A 17,364-nucleotide genomic window follows, 5' to 3' on the forward strand; every position below is an offset into this window, starting at 1 on the left:
CTGCAGAAGGGATTAGATTCCAATGGATGAAACGTCTTTATCGTGGCCGTCTTTTCTCAAAGCTTCTAGACGTTCTCTGACCATCTGGGCAATGTCTTTCTTCTTCTGGCGTTCAATTTCGTGTTCAAAGAGGAAAGGTTCGGAGCGAATCGAAGAGTCATCTTCCCATTCCCGATGAGCGAGGTAGCGAATCACGGTGTTGATGACAGCCAAGATAGGTACGGCGAACAGAGCACCGGCAATACCAAAGAGCAAGGATCCACCAGCTACACCCAAGAACACAGCAAGCGGGTGAAGCGAAACAGCTTTACCCATGACCAGCGGCTGAAGGATGTGCCCCTCAATCTGCTGAACGATAATCACCATCAGCAGCATGAGCAAAGCATTCACCAGACCGTTTGCTACCAGGGCAAGCAATACTGCTACCACACCGGTCACAACAGCACCCACCATAGGAATAAATGAGCCGATAAAGACTAAGACGGCAACGGGTAGTGCAAAAGGAACGCCCAAGAAGAATGCAGAAAGTCCGATACCTACGGCGTCGATAAAAGCAACCAGAACCTGCATGTGTACGTAGCTCACAAGCGACTTCCACCCACGGCGTCCTGCACCATTGAGGGGACGGCGAGCTGCTTTGGGGAATAGACCGACGAGGAAGAGCCAGATCCGCTCGCCCTCCATCAAGAAGAAGATCAGGGCAAAGAGGCAGATAATCAAGCCGGTACCGAAATCAGCAGCGGTAGATCCTACTGAAGCCACACCCGATAGAACGGTAGAAGAATTCTCTTTCAACCAGTTCGCAAACTGCGAGATATAGCTGTCTATCTGTTCTGCACCAAAGTTAAACGGTAGGTTCTGCAAGGACGCCATGAGCTGGTTATATCCTTCTACCACCTGAGTAGACAGAGAGGAAAAACCGCTGGTCAGTTGCTGTCCGACCAAGGTCAGCAGAAGAATGACACCGATAATCAGCCCGAGCTCGGCGATAGCGGTGGCAAGACCTGCACGGATTTTATGGCGTCGCAAAAAATACACGACGGGAACAATGAGAGCAGCTAGCAAAACCGCTACTGCCAAAGATATTACAATCAGGCTCACCTTAGAGAGAGCAGTAAAAATGGCATAACCGGCAATTCCCACGACAATCAGACGCCAAGCCCATTCTGCTGCGGTGGATAGCGCAAAAGGAATGTAGGCGCCGGCTGTACGAGCGCTACTTCCACCTCGTATATCCCGACTATCAAGCTCTAGATTTTCATTCATATTCATATTCATTTCATCGATGGAGAGGGCAGATATGCTGAATCAATTTACTCAATAAAGAAGCCCCCTTATTTATCTATAGTAGGGGATGGAATATCTCTGCAACATGAGAAAAACGCGCACATCATTATGATGTGCGCGTCTTCTCTAGAGCTTTAAGGACTCTTAGGATTAGTCATCAGCTAATGAGCGGGCGTAATAGATTACGCGCAGAATTTCGATGTAGAGCCAGACCAAAGTGACGACCAGTCCGAATGCTAGGCGCCATGATTCGCGCTCTGGAGCACCGTATTGGACAGCTTCGTTTACGTTGGTGAAGTCCAGGACCAGCGAGTAAGCACCCATCAGGATAGCTAACAGACCAACAATAAGACCCAGTGGAATTCCAAAGAGCTCGAAATCGCGCATATTAGTTTGGAAGAAAATTGCAGAGCCCAAGTTAATCATGCAGAACACGAAGTATGCAATCATCGCGCCCAAGAACACCTTGGTGACCTTGGATGATGCGCGTACCTTACCCGAGCGGAAAAGCGCCAGCATGGTAGCAAAAACGATGAGGGTACCTAGAACAGCTTGCCCCACAATGCCGGGGTATACGGACTCGAAGAAGACCGAAATACCGCCCAGCGCCATACCTTCGAGAAGGGAGTAACCCATCACCAAAGCGGGCGAAACCTTTTTCTTAAAGGAGTTCACCAGACCAAGAATGAGACCACCGAAAACACCTACAAACATCAAAATGGGCATAAACCAACCCAGGGCAGCGCCCACTATGACCAAGCCGAGGTTCAAACCGGTCTTGACGATGACGTCGTTAATCGTCAACCGATTGGTGTCAGCAGGTCCTGCCGAAGGAGCTCGATACATCGAGTTCAAATCCTCAGCAGTGGGCTGAGCATATTGACCCTGAGCATACTGGTTCTGACCGTACTGGGGTTGTGCGTAGCCGGTACCGTAGCCGTGAGGTTGTGCAGAATAATTTTGTCCAGCAGTAGCGCTATCGGCACCGAAGCGACCAAAGCGCGAATCTTGCTTCTGCGAATTAGTCATGGATTGAATAAGGGGATTGCCAGCCAAGGCTCTCAGTACTCCTCTATAGTTTCAGTGATTTTATGAAATGTTATCCCAAATGTACCTACAAATCGAGAGGGTTTACCTGCTGGTGAACAATTCCCAGCCAGTGTTCACTTTCAATAATTACTGCTGGGCGCTCTCTAATTGGTCGAGCTTGACCTCGATATATTTCAGTACCGCGCCGTCCTCGTTCGTGCCAATAACGGTGTCGGCAACAGCCTTTACATGGGGGGCAGCGTTTTCTACGGCGATCCCCTCCCCTACATACTGCAACATCTCAAGGTCATTGGAATTATCGCCAAAGGCAATCATTTCTTCGGGTTTAATGCCCAGCTCCTGCCCCACCCATTTGAGAGCAGAACCCTTATTCACGCCACGTGAGACCAAATCTATCGCGCCGAAACCGCTGGCTACAGGAACAACGCTAGAGGGCAACAGATCCACCAGTTGCTTCAAGATGTTCTCAATATCCCGCCGGTGAGTTTGCAACGCGAACTTAACCACCGATGCATCTCCCATCTCATCCAAGCTCTCAATCACCTGAGTGCCAGGATAGAAACGATTGATAAAGCTGATGTAGTCCAATTCTCGGGGTACTTCGGCACCTAAGAACTCCATGTGTTCACGCACAATGCGGGTGATGGGTTCTGCGCGGTCACGAATCAGAAAAGCTCCCTCATGGGCGGAAATGATAAAACCGAGATCGGGAAACTGATCCAAAACTTTAACCACAGCAGCAACTGTCTCGGGGGAAAAAGCAGAAATGAGGATATCTCTATCTTCTCGCGCTATGTAGCCTCCGTTTTCAGCCACATAGAGGATGTTCCTGCCCAAAAAGTCTTGCATGTACTGCAATAGCTTGGGAAACTGGTTACCGCTAGCCACCACGAACTTAACGTCGAGTTTTTCCATGCGCGTTAGTAACCGGCCAAAATATTCATGGTCGAATGTCTTCTCGGCATCGGTGAGTAGCGTTCCGTCCATATCGGTGGCAATAAGTTTGAGCGTCAAGGTTTCTCCCAACCTGAGTAGTGTCTGAGCTTACATCCAAACCTACCTTGAAAGCTCATCAATATGCACGGTTTAAACAGATATCAACTTGCTTTCAACACATTTATGGATTTCAATATCTCTTTTGAGGGCTCAGTAAGGCTAGGCTGAGTAATATCACACGCATATATAGAGGATTTCTCATGAGTTATGAGCCGAGCGCATCATCTCCAGCACCAACTTCGGACAGGCTTTTCTTCAAGTACATTATGGAGAATGGCCCTAGTTCTCGTGCAAAAATAGCAGCTGAGCACAATCTTTCCCGCCCCACTGCCTCTGAGGCTGCTTCGCGTCTGTTGGAGCGCGGCTACATCAAGGCGTTGGCAAAGGATGCCGGAGCCTCTGGCAAGCGCGGTAGAGTACCAGGACTCTACGACCTTTCAGAGTCCTTGGGATGTCTCCTCACCGTTATTGCCGAGATTGATCGCTTGAGTGCCGCTCTCTACAATCTTCGCGGTGAGCAACTTTCCGAAGCATCAGTATCTACCTACTGGGAAAGTAGTGAGGTCATCCAGCATGCTTTGGAAACCCTGATTGATGAGCTGGTCAAAGACATTTCCCTTCCGGTACTTGCCGCGACTGTGGCAGTGGTCTCCCCTGTCAATCCCAATACCCAGCAGTTGGGGAATATCCCCGACATGGGGCACCACGATCAACCTCTAGATTTCTATAGTTACCTCACCGAACGTTTCAATTGCCCTGTTATGGTTGACGACCGCATCAACTGGGTTTTACTGAATGAAACTCGTGAAGGTATTGCCCAACACGTCCCCGTAGTGCTGGGTATTCATCTGAACGAAGGAATCTCTGCAGCTCTTGCCATCAACGGTCGCCTCTATCGAGGAGTATCGGGGCGCAACGGCCTCATCCACTTAGTTACTGCAGAAAACAAGAGTTTGCGGCAGCGCCTGCAACATCTCGGAGTGGTCGATGAGCACAGCTTTATCCGAGACGACGGCGGCTACCTCAATTTCGAGAAAACCGCTGAACTCATTGTGGCTGATCCGGAATCCGAAAGTTCCCAGCTCTACCTCATGAGCCTTGCAGAGAGCATCGTCAACGCAGCAATTATTACAGACCCCTCGGCGCTTCTATTGACCGGCCCCGCCGTCGAAAATAAGGCGTTCTTGAGCCTGCTCACCGAGCTCATCAGCAAAAAATACCCCTGGCACGATCTCAACATCATTGTCAGTGAGGACGGTGCGCGCGCTATCCGTGATGGTGTTCGTGAAGGCTCTCATCTGCTCGCGATGGTACGTTTGGGGCTTGCTAATCCCCATGAACTGGGATTGCTTTATCCCCATCGACCCATCAACTTTGGAATCAGCGCTCCAGCAAATGAGTACAAGTAGAGACTAATCTCTCTCCTCATACCTGTTTCATATGCAAAAGCGCACCGGCTCATGAGAGCCGGTGCGCTTTTTATCTCTGCCTCTGCTGCAGGCTGAAATCATGGTGCTCCCACTGGGACTCGAACCCAGAACACAAGGATTTTAAGTCCTCTGCCTCTGCCAATTGGGCTATGGGAGCTGAGCTGTGCCTACCGCCAAAACGGTAGGCACAGAAAACTATCTAGTTATTTATACCAGAAAATTCGGAATACGTTATATTCCGCCGTAAGAAGGCGTCTCGATTAGAGACGTGCCTTTGACTTTTCAGGAGCGGTACCGGTAGCAGTTTGGAATGCGCGGCGGGGTGAACGCTGGTGACGAATCGAAGTGGTGTCGCGACCGAAGATCTGGTTCATAGCCCAGCCAGCAACCACGCGAGCGGTACGCTCGGTGGTGGGGATAGCCATGCCGTGGTAACCGCGGTGCATCAACCATGCAAGAGGACCGCTGATGCTCTTGCCCTTGATGTTTGCAACGCCCTTCCAGGAGCCCAGGCCTGCTACTGCACCCATGTTCTCGTGGTAGTAGTCGGTCAAGGACTCGCCGCGGCGAGCTGCCAAGAGGTTTTCAGCAAGCTTAACTGCCTGACGTGAGGCGTGCTGCGCGTTAGGTACGCAGAAGCCGCCAACGCCGCCACCGGAGAGGTCAGGAACAGCAGCGTTATCGCCAGCAGCCCATGCGCCTTCGATAACACCATTATCGCCGGTAACACGCAAATCTGCGCCTACGCGAACGCGACCGCGCTCGTCGATGGGGAAATCAGTGTCTTTGAGCATGGGTGAAGCGGCAACGCCTGCAGTCCAAATCAAAGTATCGGTGTCGAGTTCACCGGCAGGGGACTTATCACCCATGTTGATGAGCGCCAAGTGGCCATCAGTTGCGTCTGCAAGAGAGGTATTCAACAGAACCTCGATGCCGCGGGCACGAAGTTCAGCAACAACCTTCTCTGCACGGTCAGCAGGAACCTCAGGCATAATGCGAGGAGCAGCTTCAACCAATACAAAACGCAAATCTGAAACGCGCAGACGATCGTTACGCTTAACAGCTTCACGGGCCATATCTTCGAGTTCAGCAATGGTTTCAATCCCTGCGAAACCGCCACCGACAATAACGAAGGTCAACGCACGACGGCGAGCGTCTTCGTTCTCTTCCAAAGAAGCAACTTCGATACGCTCAAGAACCCAGTTGCGTACAGCAACAGCTTCTTCAACGCTCTTCATGCCAATAGCTACTTCAGCAAGACCGGGGATGGGGAACGCGCGGGTTACAGCGCCTGCGCCCAAAACAATCTCGTCATAGGTAATGTCAAAAGCTTCGCCAGCGTCGATAGGCTCAACGGTAGCGGTCTTGGTAGCGTGGTTAATCTTGGTGATACGTCCACCAACGATTTCGGTGTCGCGCAGGTGCTGGCGCAAAGGAACGGTAGCGTTGCGTCCTTCTATGGAACCTGCTGCAACTTCGGGAAGGAAGGGCTGGTAGGTCATGTAGGGGTTAGGCTCAACGATGGTAACAACGCCGCCGGTTTCTTTCACAGCTTTCTGAATCTTCTGTGCCACGGTGAAGCCCACGTAACCGCCGCCTACGATAAGTACGCGAGGACGATCCTGAGCCAATTTGGTGAATGCCATATTATGCTTCTTCCTTGTCTTCTAGGTGGTGCTTTAGACAGCACATACCATAGTCTGCGCCGAAAATATTTACTTTAAAAATAACACCTTTTAGATAGTGGTGTACTCGGGCAGATGAGTACATTTGCTCATAGGCTATCTTGCCATCTTAAAGCAACAAATAACATTTGCACCGCGGAAGAGCGGCACAGATTTAGCTGAAAGATAACCTTACTTCACAACATATTCTTACTTTATGCTTCGTGGCTCGCGATTTTTGCCGCCCTTGAGCCACTGAACCGTTCCTGCAGTGATAATAACTACCCAGAAAGCAAAGCCTCCGAGCACAATAAACGGGAGAATCCCCGAGTCTTCAGCCGGGCGTGAGGGGGTAGGGGCAGCAACGTCGTGCACCTGCTCGCCTTTTTGGTGGACAGGTGTTGGCGTGGCAGAGGCATCGGCAACTTCCTGGTTTTCCGTTTTGCGATGTACAGCAATCCATTCTTTAACAGAACCCAGAGGATTCTGCGATGCATTGTCGGAAACGTCCTCCCCTAGCGCCTTAGAGGGGTTGATAATTCCAAATCCATAGATGGGGTCACGCCCGGGTTCGCCCCCGTCATCGGCAGATTCAATAATGCGCTGAATAATTTGATGGGAAGTCAGGTTCGGGTACTTAGCTTTAATAAGAGCTGCTAACCCGGTCACGAGAGGGGCTGCTCCCGATGTACCAGACCACACCGCGTAGTTATCTCCGGGTATTGCCCCCATCAAGTTTTCACTGGGCGCAGCAACTGCAATGGAAATACCTTGCGAGGAGGAAGACCACGAATCTTTCCTCCGCGCGTCCACACCTCCGACGGTGAGCACACCGGGGATAGTGGCAGGGGCACCCACCTGGGTCACGCCCGAACCCCGGTTGCCCGAAGAAGCTACGATGAGCACTCCTTTTTCTTCAGCATAAGCGAATGCCTCGTCCCATGACTGCGGCCAGGAGGTGTTATTAGACCCCACCGAGAGGTTAATAATATTGGCATGATGATCGACCGCATATTTCACTGCCTGAGGAATCTGCTCGTCAATCGACTTGTGGTTCTCCCCCACCGTTCCAATTTCAAGCGAAATAGGCATGATTTTAGCGTCGGGCGCCACGCCCAACATCCCTGCCGGCTTCCCGGGCCAGGAGGAATCCCCAACAGTTATGCCGTCGTCGTGCCCGTGCCCTGCAATCATTGAGGCCACCAGCGTCCCGTGCTCCGGTTCTACACCTAGACCTTCGCCGCCGTCGTCGTCACCTTTATCGGAGGCGTCCCACCCTTTTACCACGTTGTTTTTCAAATCTTGATGGGTGGCGTCTACCCCTGTATCAATGACCGCTACCGTGACACCTTCACCGGTGCTTTCTTTCCACGCGTCATCGAAACCATAGTCAGTCAGCCAGTATTCGCGTGCACGAATCGAATCTCCCGGCGGAGTGTCAATAGCTGGAATCGAAGGCAGGTAAGAAGGCGGCGCTGAAGGAGTAGGTACAGCAAGCACTGCACTTGTACCTGACAGACTGAGCGCGCAGGTGAGCCCCGCCGTAGCTAAAAGGGCAGGTAACGTTCGGTGGCTTCGGGGAAATGAATCAAACATGGGGGGACGCGTCGAGAGATTAGCGGGTTGAATCTATTTGAGAGAGCACCAGGCCATCTAAAATATCGAATTCGCTGGCGATGGCACCGTCAATTTTTCCCCCGCTGAGCTGCGAGAGGCGTTCAACGATACGTGCCCAGATAAGCGCACCGGTGCCGATAACGTCGATGCGGCCCTCATGCATAAACCCCAGAGCCGCGCGTTGTTCCCTATCCATGGAGTAGAGCGAACGCGCTGCTTTTTCAATTTCTTTAACCGGCAGGTAGGTGGCGTTGATTGCCTGTGAATCATAAGTATCAAGATTGAGGGCATGGGCGGTCACTGTGGTGGCGGTTCCCGCCACGCCAATTAGCCGCTCAGCCGAATAGAAGTCAATTGTCTCTGCGGCTTCATCAATTGCACGATCGACATCGAGGAGAATTTGCTCCCGCTGTTCCACCGTCAGAGGCGAGGACGCCGCATAACGTTCGGTAAGCCGCACGCATCCGATGTTCAGCGAACGCGCCGCTACAATCCCCTGTTGGTTTCCCAATACAAATTCGGTAGAACCGCCACCCAAATCGACCACAACGGTGCGCTGATCCGAGTTATTAACCGCCGACGCCGCACCGGCAAACGAAAGAGCTGCCTCTTCTTCTCCGGCAATGACTTCGGGGCGTACTCCCAGTATTTCTTCAATACCCTCGATAAAAATTTGCCGATTCTGGGCGTCGCGAGTGGCGCTAGTTGCGCCAAAGCGCAGGCTCTGCACATCATACCGAGCCAGTATTTCCGCGTATTCACGAGCAACAGCAAAAGTACGTTGGAGCGCAGCCTCTGCGAATTTTCCGGTGGCATCCACGCCTTCGCCCAGCCGAACAATCTTCATGATTCGTTCTAAATCGACGAGCTGAGGGCCGTTTTCAGTCTGCTCCACCTCGGCAATGAGTAATCGAATGGAGTTAGTTCCGCAGTCAATGGCACCGATACGCACCGTAGTACCTCTTTCGTTGTCAGCCGGTAGTTTTTAGCCCTCAAATGATTCGCGCCAGGCGGGATCACAAGCGCATTGCTCGGGTGTCCAATACTCAGCAATCAAATCAAGGGTTTCATCGCCAAAAGGATTGATGCCGCGACCCACAGAAAGGGTGTGCCCTAATACGGCGTGCAAGCACTTCACGCGGGTGGGCATGCCACCGGCTGAAATACCGTCAATCTCAGGGACTTCTTCGGTTCCAGTCTGGAGGCGAATACGCTCACGCTCGGCAATGTAATTTTCGTGCGCCGCCTGATACTGCTGGGCGATTTCTGGATCCTCTGCAATGCGATCAGTCATCTCATACATCTTGCCCTCTGCCTCAAAGCGGCTAGCTGCCGCTGTAATGACGGGGTGAGCAAGGTAAAACACGGTAGGAAAAGGCGAGCCATTGGAAAGGCGCGGTGCAGTTGCCGCCACCAGCGGATTTCCGCAAACGCAACGGGCGGGGATTTCTGCGACGTCGCGTACCTGCCGACCTAATTCTTGCGATAGCACGTGAATATCAAGCGCGCTGGGAGCCAGAGTTTCTGCAGTCACTCCAAACCCACCGGGAGAACCGGTATCCGAGGTAGAGAGGGCTGCCGCAGACGAATTTTTCTGCGAAGTACTAGTGTGTTCGGTGCTCATCATTTCCTTGAAATGTATTCAGCACCTTCCAGTGCTGAGAAATGGGATAAATCGTTAGAAAGTAAAGATTACTACGGGGTAGATGCTGAAGTCGTAGCCGCGGGTGTTGAGGTACTGGTAATTGAGTCAGCAGAGGCGCTCGCAGAGGCAGCAGGCTGATCTGGTGCAGTGGTGGTGCTCGACGACGGATCGACCGTCGTATTCTCGCTCTTCTCGCCGTCTAATGCAGCAGACTGGAACGAATTCCACAGCCCATTAGCCCAGGAGTCCTCGGGCGCAGTTTGTGCTTGAGCCGAGGTGTCGTCTGCAAGACTGGATGTAAAGTCGGTGCCCACCACCAGGTAGGGAGTCTCTCCCTCGCTGACGTAGTAGAGGCGGCTTTTCGCCTGTTGTTTGACGTAATTGTCATCTTTCCACCAGCTCAGCTGAGTCTTCAAATCAGAATTCTCTGCTTGGAGTTGGGAAATATGGTCTTTGACCTGATTAATCTCAGCCTGTTGCCGGAAAAACGTAGAAACCGAGGCGTAAGTGGTCAAAATAATGACGAAGAGAACAACCATCGCGATGAGAAAGCGCCCTGAAAAGGCATGAGCTGCAACAGGAGTGCCGCCTGTGGTATCGACGGGCTTACTTCCGGTACCAAAAAAACTCGCTAACGAGCGTCCGCGTCGTTTCTTCTTCTGAGCCACCGTGGTTGTACCCCTTACTCCGCTTTGATAAGGCACCTCTTGTGAAAAACTAGGTGCTTCTTGAAATTCTACCCGTTAGAACTGAACCTGCGCTGGATACAGCAGTGCCCTCGACTGTATCAAGCCGAGGGCACATCTGTTATCTCACGAGATGATCGTGAAAGTTTCGCTTACTTGAAGCGGGGGAATGCAGACTTACCTGCGTAAGTTGCGGCATCGCCCAGTTCCTCTTCAATACGAAGAAGCTGGTTGTACTTAGCAACGCGCTCGGAGCGGGCAGGAGCACCGGTCTTGATCTGACCTGCGTTGGTTGCAACAGCAAGGTCAGCAATGGTGACGTCCTCGGTCTCACCTGAACGGTGGGAAACCATGCAACGGTAATCGTGGCGCTGAGCCATTTCCATAGCGTCGAGGGTCTCGGTCAGTGAACCAATCTGGTTTACCTTCACAAGGAGAGCGTTAGCTGCGCCCATTTCGATGCCCTTTGCAAGACGCTCGGGGTTGGTAACGAAGAAGTCGTCGCCAACAATCTGGACCTTGTCACCGATGGAATCGGTGAGGGTCTTGTATCCGTCCCAATCGTTCTCATCCAGGGGATCCTCAATGGAAACGAGGGGGTACTTAGCTACCAAATCAGCGTAGTACTTAGACATTTCGTCTGCGGTCTTCTTCTGACCTTCGAACTCGTATGCGCCGTCCTTGAAAAATTCTGAGGATGCGACGTCGAGAGCCAAAGCAATCTGCTCACCGGGCTTGTAGCCAGCCTTCTCGATTGCTTCAACGATGAGGTCAAGAGCTGCGGCGTTGGATTCGAGGTTAGGAGCGAAGCCGCCTTCGTCGCCCAAACCGGTTGCTAGACCGCGGTCGTGAAGAACTGACTTGAGGTTGTGGTAAACCTCAACGCCTGCGCGAAGAGCCTCAGAGTAGGTGTCGAAACCGATAGGAGCAATCATGAACTCCTGGATGTCAACGTTGGAATCAGCGTGTGAGCCACCGTTGAGGATGTTCATCATAGGTACAGGAAGTACGTGTGCGTTGGGACCACCGAGGTAACGGTACAGGGGCAGTGCAGATGCTTCGGCTGCTGCCTTTGCGGTTGCCAGGGAAACACCGAGGATAGCGTTTGCGCCGAGCTTGCCCTTGTTGTTGGTGCCGTCGAGCTTAATCATGGTGCTGTCAACCAGGCGCTGATCGATAGCGTCGATGCCGATAATTTCTTCAGCAATCTCTTCAATCACAGACTGAACTGCGCCTTCGACGCTCTTGCCCTGGTAAACTTTCTTGTCGCCATCGCGGCGCTCTACGGCTTCCCATTCACCGGTGGATGCGCCGGAGGGTACAGCTGCGATTCCCAAAGAACCGTCATCCAGAAGAACCTCTACCTCAACAGTGGGGTTGCCTCGTGAATCAAGAATCTGACGTGCATGTACTGAGATAATTTCAGACATAATAAACGCTCCTTAGAAGCTTACAAAGATTGGCTATTGGTTAACCCGTAGCAAGTGTTGTCAAAAACCACGAGAGCCTCTTCCACTTCTTATTTTAGCAAAAAACCCACATAAGCACACAGGTTCGCAGTGATTCCATCCGACTAAATCGGGATTTTCTTTCCTTCAATTCAGCTTTTTCCCACGCATACCCACACACCCCGCCTTATTCCGAAGCAGAAAGACCGTCTTCAGCTTGAGCGATTACCCCTCGCGTATAGGCTCGCAACGCGCGTTCAGGGTCAAGCCCCTGAGCGCGTGCTCGTTGCACAGCAACAAACAAAAACGCTCCCAGCTCTTCTTCATTGCTTACTTCATCCAGCATCGGCGCTTGCTTGGATTCCTGCAGTTCCACCCCACCTTTGTCTGCTTTTGAGAGAGTTTTCTCTGCCAAAGATAGAGCGGGCAAATGAGGCGGAATACCGTCGAACACCGACGTTCTCTCCGGTTTTTCCAGCTTTTTGAGCTCGTCCCAGCGAGCCACGACGTCGTCGATGTCAGAAGATTCGCCCGCAAAGACGTGCGGGTGGCGTCTCTCCATCTTTTCGTTGAGTCCACGAATCACATCGACCACGGTGAACCGCTCATCCCCCGGCGTTTCCTGCGCAATGCGGGCATGAAAAACTACCTGTAGGAGCACGTCGCCCAGTTCTTCTTTAAGCAGATTTCGATTTACGCCCTGAGGAGCCTCAATTGCTTCGATCACTTCATACGCTTCTTCGATGAGGTAACGCACCAAAGATTCATGGGTCTGTTCCGCATCCCAGGGGCAGCCACCGGCTGAGCGCAATCGGTCCATCACCGCCACCAAACGGGCAAACTCCTGAGCGGCCTGCTGAGTAACTTTTTCGTGGTTTTCCATCAATTCTTTCCCCGGTAGACGTACGGCACATTAATTTTTACTCACTCAGTATTGTGCTTTTAACTCTGACCCTGTGATTGCGCCTGGATGAGTTTCAGATAGGGACCTTGCACCGAACGCGTCAGCATCTGCTTCTCGTCCATCGAAATAAAAGCACCCTCGATTGCGTTCATGGTCAGCTCAAAAAATTCATTGGCTCCGTATCCAAAATTTTGCGCCAGTTCAGTGAATTCGCGGGTCATGCTGGTGCCACTCATCAGGCGGTTATCGGGTCCCACTGCCACCGAGAAACCAGCATCTCGCAAGAGAGTTATCGGATGTTCCTTGATAGTTCGAGCGAACTCGCTCTGACTTACTTTGCCTTCATGCACAGCATAAGCGGCGTCGGTATGCAGATTGGAGCAGGGGCAGACTTCCAAAGTAATACGGCGGTCTTTCACCCAGCTAGCAACCTGCCCCAGCTGCAAAATGGGATCAGTGGGATTCATGCCCGGCATTAGTTCCCCGGTCGGATCGACGTCGGCAACCGTGGTGTAAGAGAAATCTTCGGTAATACGGACGCCGTGACCTAAACGCAGAGCACGACCCTGCAAGAGCGCCGAACGAATAGATTCAATTCCCGCTGCCTCACCAGCATGCAAGGTGACGGGCATGAAATTTTCTGCGACATAATCCAAAGCGCTCTGATGATATGCGCAGTCAAAACCGTCTTCAGGGCCAGCAAGATCAAAACCTACCACCCCAATCCGGCGATGGCGCACGGCTGCTTGCGCTACCTCTAGCGAGCGGTCATTTTGCCGCATAGCGCAAACTAGTTGGTTGACCAAGACGCGGCCACCGTGTTCGGCAACGAATTCCATGCCTTCCATCAGACCGTCTGCAACGGCTTCAATTGCTTCGTCCAGGTTCATGCCGCCTTCGGTATGAAGTTCCGGTGCCCACCGTACCTCGCCGTACACAACGCCGTCACCCGCCAATGTTAAAACATGCTCTTTAGCTACACGACGCAGATGCTCAGGTCGTTGAGTCAGAGCCACGGTGTGGGAGAACGTCTCTAAATAGCGATCCAGCGAGCGCGAATCAGATGCCTCTTCAAACCAAGTTTGGAGGGCAGCGGGATCGGTTGCAGGCAGTTCGTATCCAATTTCCTGCGCGATTTCAATCATGGTCTGGGTCTGCAGTCCCCCATCTAGATGATCGTGCAAACACACTTTAGGGAGGGTCTGAATCCAGCTGAAATCTGCCGAGGGTGAGGTGCTCATATCGTCCTGTTAATCGTTCCGGTTAACCAAAAATGGTCGGGCTATCCTTTCAAGGATAGCCCGACCATTCTTATCTATGTTTTAGAGAGTCCACGACGCCAAAGCGCGGTTCATGTGATCAGGGATGTTTGCCCCGGTGCGGGGGAACATCCGTAGTTCCTCTACATACTGCTGAGCGGGTAGTTCGTCAGAGTATTTAGCGAAAGCGCCTTCATTCTGGTAATCGAACTTTACCTGCGGCGGAATGCCGGGGGTGAGGCGGATATTCATAGCCAGCGGCGACCCAAAACCTTCCTTGTAGGAATCAGCTTTGAGTTGCAGAACGTTGAGCTCGTCTTCGGGAATCAGGTCAAAGGTTCGTTTCTGATCCCAGAAACCGCCCTGGCGGACGTGGGTTAATGCATCGTAGTACGAGCCCAGAGTTCGAATACGAATCAGCACGGTAGAGACATCGCGAGCTGAACCGTTCTCTCCGAAGAGAGCTTTTTGAACGCCAGCAAGTCGGTTGACTACCTCTGCTTCGGTCAACACCAGGTTGCCTTCGGCAAGATTGGTGGTGGACGGCTTGGAGAAAGTACCACCGGTTGCTGAGAAGGACGGCGCTACGTCCACTCCGCTGGCAGCCTCAGGGACCTCAGCAGCAACAGTCTGTGAGGATGACGAAGCGGCAGGAGTGTGTGGCTGCATAACTGTGAATCGACCTGCTGCAGAAGTTGCGACTGTTTTCTCATCAGCGCCAGCAGTGTTCTTATCCTGGTGAGTGCGAGGGGCTTGATTCGTCTGCTCAGATGCAGTCTCTTCTTCCCACTCATCATCCACGTAGTCGGGCATAGTGGCAGTAGCCAAAGAAATATCGGGGGCTGAGGTCACAGCAGGTGCCTCAGAGGAGCTTCGCTGGTCATTGCGGGTTTGCTCTGATCCCTGAATGTCCTTCTCTGCATGTGATGCGCTGTGCGTATCAAGTTCAGTTGATTCAATGCGGGCGTTCTGGGAGGAATGGTCCTCCAGCTCATCGATAACATCGCGACTTTGAACGAAACGGGTCTCCTCGAGTTCCTCAGAGATTGCTTCCTCTTCAGCAGGGCTCAAGGAATTCAACGCACCGGCGTTCTCCTCAGGCTCACCATCGCTGACGAACGGGTTATCTTCATCCGCGACATCCTCGGTGGTGCCCGCAGATGCATCCGAAGAATCAGCCGTAGATGTGTGTTCGTCGTTCTCCACATCGTTTTTCTCGGTGCCGAAAGCTACAGCCTTGAAACTTTCCTGTGCTGCAGGAGGCTCCTCTTCAGTAGTAATTCGCTGAGAAACGCGGCTCAAACGATCCTGTGCAGAAAAAGCAGACTTCTCTTCTTCTTTATCTGCTACAGCAAAACGAGAATGATCCTGTGCCGGTTCGGTCTCGTCCTGCTCGTCGAAAGGAGACACAACGCCTGCAGGAACCGTGTACTGCAAGTTATGGCTAGTGCCCATCTCGGTGTTCAAGAAGGACGCCTGCACGTTTGAGTCCTCAGAACCGTCCAGCACAATCAGAGCACGGTTAAAGGGGCCGCGAGCGCCTTTTTCTTCATCTACATACAGCTGAGCAATCCCATCGAACCACTCATTGCCTGGAACAACCACAGTTTCTTCAAGTTCCTGGCCGTTCTCATGCAGAGTCAGGTTCATGTCATTACCATTTTGCTTCAAATCCAAAGTCAGCTCACCACTGCCTTTTTTGCGCATCATTTGAGCGACGGCGTAGAGACCAGAACCCTTCTCCAAAGTATGGGAGGGGGCTGATACCTTTGAAGCGGTCTGCGCAGTGGGGGCTGCATCTGCGGAACCAACGGGCTGGTCGGAACGATCCGATACCAGCGGTTCTTGTGGTTCCTCTCGTTTACGACGGCTAAAAAGTCCCATAGTTTTTCACTTCCTGTGAGTTGAGAACAATCGATAACTTCAAGCTTATAAGGCAAGACTACTTTTCTGGTGCACCGACCTTACCCAGAATCAGAGGCTGAGGCACAAATTCGCCGCCAATTGACCAGGCGCCGTCCAACGCTTCCACCGCGCGTTCGAAACGTTCCGGGGTGTCTGTCATCAACGTCAGCAAGGACTGGCCCTTTTCGACGGGATCTCCGGGTTTAACGTGCAACTTGATTCCTGCTGCCGCTTGAACCGTATCTTCCTTGCGTTCTCGGCCAGCACCTAGACGCCAAGATGCTACGCCCACAGCCAGCGCATCTAACTCGGTGAGGGTGCCTGACTCTTCAGCAACCACGGTATGAGTTTCTTTCGGCTGCGGCAGAGCTGCATCGGGATCCCCACCCTGATCGGTAATCATACGGCGCCACACGTCCATTGCCCGACCGTCCTTCAAGGCTTCAGCAGGATCCTCTTCCACACCCGACGCCGCCAGCATTTCACGGGCAAGCTCTGCGGTTAGCTCCACGACGTCGGCGGGGCCGCCTCCGGCAAGAACCTCCACAGATTCCTCCACCTCAATGGCATTACCTACTGCCAAACCCAACGGCGTATTCATGTTGGTCAAAAGAGCCGAAGTTCTTACCCCGGCATCCATACCCAGAGCAACCATCGTTTCCGCAAGCTCCCGCGCACGTTCACTATCCTTCATAAACGCGCCAGAGCCCACCTTCACATCCAACACCAACGAACCGGTTCCTTCAGCAATTTTCTTGGACATGATAGAACTTGCAATCAGCGGAATCGCCTCAACGGTTGAGGTAACGTCGCGCAAGGCATAGAGCTTCTTATCCGCAGGAGCCAACCCCGATCCTGCCGCGCAGATGACAGCCCCGGTACTTCCCAAAATCTCCATCGTGCGCTCATTCGATAGATTCGCCTGCCACCCGGGAATTGATTCCAGCTTGTCGAGGGTTCCACCGGTATGACCCAGCCCCCGGCCGCTCAACTGGGGAACCGCTACCCCATAGACCGCCACCAGGGGTGCCAACGGGAGCGTAATCTTATCGCCCACTCCCCCGGTGGAATGTTTATCACTGGTCGCAATTTTCTTTCCCGGGCCGACCAGGGAGGAGAAGTCTAGGCGCTCGCCAGATCGAATCATCGCCTCAGTCCACCGAGAGATTTCTGCCCGGTTCATCCCGTTGAGAAAGATTGCCATGGCAAGGGCACTCATTTGTTCATCAGCAACGACGCCGCGTGTATAGGCATCGATAACCCAGTCAATTTGTTGGTTGCTGAGAACTTCGTGATCTCTCTTAGCTCGAATAACCTCTACAGCGCTGAAGGGCTCATGATTACTCATATGTAATCTCCTCTATCTGTACGTTCGCCGGATCCATCGAGTGCCCGACCATTTCTTTTAGAGTACGGAAGATTGAGGAGCAGTGCCAGAACGCAGGTTGAGGTTTATCCAGAAGGTTTCAAGCC

14 protein-coding genes and 1 tRNA gene are annotated in these 17,364 nt (G+C 52.5%); 1 reads left to right on the forward strand and 14 read right to left on the reverse strand.

All coding sequences use genetic code 11. The features are described 5' to 3' along the window. Positions 1-12: 12 nt before the first annotated feature. From IDM48_RS08985 to IDM48_RS08995, 3 genes are all read right to left on the reverse strand, one after another. Complete coding sequence (locus IDM48_RS08985) at positions 13-1,266, reverse strand: AI-2E family transporter (RefSeq protein WP_190617014.1); 1,254 nt, start codon at positions 1,264-1,266, stop codon at positions 13-15. Between the two features lie 171 nt (positions 1,267-1,437). Further along, positions 1,438-2,343, reverse strand: a complete 906-nt coding sequence (locus tag IDM48_RS08990; RefSeq protein ID WP_151146863.1) for a Bax inhibitor-1/YccA family protein — start codon at positions 2,341-2,343, stop codon at positions 1,438-1,440. A gap of 120 nt (positions 2,344-2,463) precedes the next feature. Next, the gene (locus IDM48_RS08995) at positions 2,464-3,351 is read right to left on the reverse strand and encodes a Cof-type HAD-IIB family hydrolase (protein ID WP_151146866.1); all 888 of its coding nucleotides are present in this window, start codon (positions 3,349-3,351) and stop codon (positions 2,464-2,466) included. Positions 3,352-3,533: 182 nt separating this feature from the next. On the opposite strand from IDM48_RS08995, the gene IDM48_RS09000 reads away from it, so the two are divergent. Further along, positions 3,534-4,742 (forward strand): ROK family transcriptional regulator, encoded by a 1,209-nt coding sequence (locus tag IDM48_RS09000; RefSeq protein WP_190617016.1) that lies wholly within the window; start codon positions 3,534-3,536, stop codon positions 4,740-4,742. Between the two features lie 101 nt (positions 4,743-4,843). Here IDM48_RS09000 and IDM48_RS09005 read toward each other — a convergent pair. The 11 genes from IDM48_RS09005 to IDM48_RS09055 all read right to left on the reverse strand — a co-directional run bounded on the left by IDM48_RS09005 (position 4,844) and on the right by IDM48_RS09055 (position 17,239). Further along, positions 4,844-4,920 (reverse strand) — tRNA-Leu (locus IDM48_RS09005). Positions 4,921-5,023: 103 nt separating this feature from the next. Next, complete coding sequence (locus IDM48_RS09010) at positions 5,024-6,409, reverse strand: NAD(P)/FAD-dependent oxidoreductase (protein WP_190617018.1); 1,386 nt, start codon at positions 6,407-6,409, stop codon at positions 5,024-5,026. Positions 6,410-6,637: 228 nt separating this feature from the next. Then, positions 6,638-7,927 carry a S8 family peptidase gene (locus IDM48_RS09015; RefSeq protein ID WP_238397953.1) on the reverse strand — a complete coding sequence of 430 codons (1,290 nt, stop codon included), beginning with the start codon at positions 7,925-7,927 and terminating at the stop codon, positions 6,638-6,640. A gap of 115 nt (positions 7,928-8,042) precedes the next feature. Beyond that, positions 8,043-8,996 (reverse strand): Ppx/GppA phosphatase family protein, encoded by a 954-nt coding sequence (locus tag IDM48_RS09020; RefSeq protein ID WP_190617021.1) that lies wholly within the window; start codon positions 8,994-8,996, stop codon positions 8,043-8,045. 33 nt (positions 8,997-9,029) lie between these two features. After that, positions 9,030-9,668, reverse strand: a complete 639-nt coding sequence (locus IDM48_RS09025; RefSeq protein WP_190617023.1) for a DUF501 domain-containing protein — start codon at positions 9,666-9,668, stop codon at positions 9,030-9,032. A gap of 71 nt (positions 9,669-9,739) precedes the next feature. Beyond that, on the reverse strand, positions 9,740-10,357 hold the full coding sequence (locus IDM48_RS09030; RefSeq protein ID WP_190617025.1) for an FtsB family cell division protein: 618 nt from the start codon (positions 10,355-10,357) through the stop codon (positions 9,740-9,742). Between the two features lie 170 nt (positions 10,358-10,527). Next, positions 10,528-11,805, reverse strand: a complete 1,278-nt coding sequence (gene eno / locus IDM48_RS09035) for a phosphopyruvate hydratase (protein WP_190617026.1) — start codon at positions 11,803-11,805, stop codon at positions 10,528-10,530. Between the two features lie 205 nt (positions 11,806-12,010). Further along, positions 12,011-12,706, reverse strand: a complete 696-nt coding sequence (gene mazG, locus IDM48_RS09040) for a nucleoside triphosphate pyrophosphohydrolase (protein ID WP_190617028.1) — start codon at positions 12,704-12,706, stop codon at positions 12,011-12,013. Positions 12,707-12,765: 59 nt separating this feature from the next. Next, on the reverse strand, positions 12,766-13,968 hold the full coding sequence (locus IDM48_RS09045) for an adenosine deaminase (protein ID WP_190617029.1): 1,203 nt from the start codon (positions 13,966-13,968) through the stop codon (positions 12,766-12,768). 81 nt (positions 13,969-14,049) lie between these two features. Continuing rightward, a complete protein-coding gene (locus IDM48_RS09050) occupies positions 14,050-15,870 on the reverse strand; it encodes a hypothetical protein (RefSeq protein ID WP_190617031.1) in 1,821 nt (606 codons plus the stop codon). A gap of 58 nt (positions 15,871-15,928) precedes the next feature. Then, the gene (locus IDM48_RS09055; RefSeq protein WP_190617032.1) at positions 15,929-17,239 is read right to left on the reverse strand and encodes a thymidine phosphorylase; all 1,311 of its coding nucleotides are present in this window, start codon (positions 17,237-17,239) and stop codon (positions 15,929-15,931) included. Positions 17,240-17,364 lie beyond the last annotated feature (125 nt).

Origin of the sequence: Rothia amarae (assembly GCF_014705945.2) — a bacterium.
Classification (GTDB): Bacteria; Actinomycetota; Actinomycetes; order Actinomycetales; family Micrococcaceae; genus Rothia; species Rothia amarae.

Coding starts and splice junctions, on each gene's coding strand:
- IDM48_RS08985 (WP_190617014.1), bottom strand. CDS start 1,266: ATGAATGAAAATCTAGAGCTTGATAGTCGGGATATACGAGGTGGAAGT.
- IDM48_RS09000 (WP_190617016.1), top strand. CDS start 3,534: ATGAGTTATGAGCCGAGCGCATCATCTCCAGCACCAACTTCGGACAGG.
- IDM48_RS09010 (WP_190617018.1), bottom strand. CDS start 6,409: ATGGCATTCACCAAATTGGCTCAGGATCGTCCTCGCGTACTTATCGTA.
- IDM48_RS09025 (WP_190617023.1), bottom strand. CDS start 9,668: ATGAGCACCGAACACACTAGTACTTCGCAGAAAAATTCGTCTGCGGCA.
- eno (WP_190617026.1), bottom strand. CDS start 11,805: ATGTCTGAAATTATCTCAGTACATGCACGTCAGATTCTTGATTCACGA.
- mazG (WP_190617028.1), bottom strand. CDS start 12,706: ATGGAAAACCACGAAAAAGTTACTCAGCAGGCCGCTCAGGAGTTTGCC.
- IDM48_RS09045 (WP_190617029.1), bottom strand. CDS start 13,968: ATGAGCACCTCACCCTCGGCAGATTTCAGCTGGATTCAGACCCTCCCT.
- IDM48_RS09050 (WP_190617031.1), bottom strand. CDS start 15,870: ATGGGACTTTTTAGCCGTCGTAAACGAGAGGAACCACAAGAACCGCTG.
- IDM48_RS09055 (WP_190617032.1), bottom strand. CDS start 17,239: ATGAGTAATCATGAGCCCTTCAGCGCTGTAGAGGTTATTCGAGCTAAG.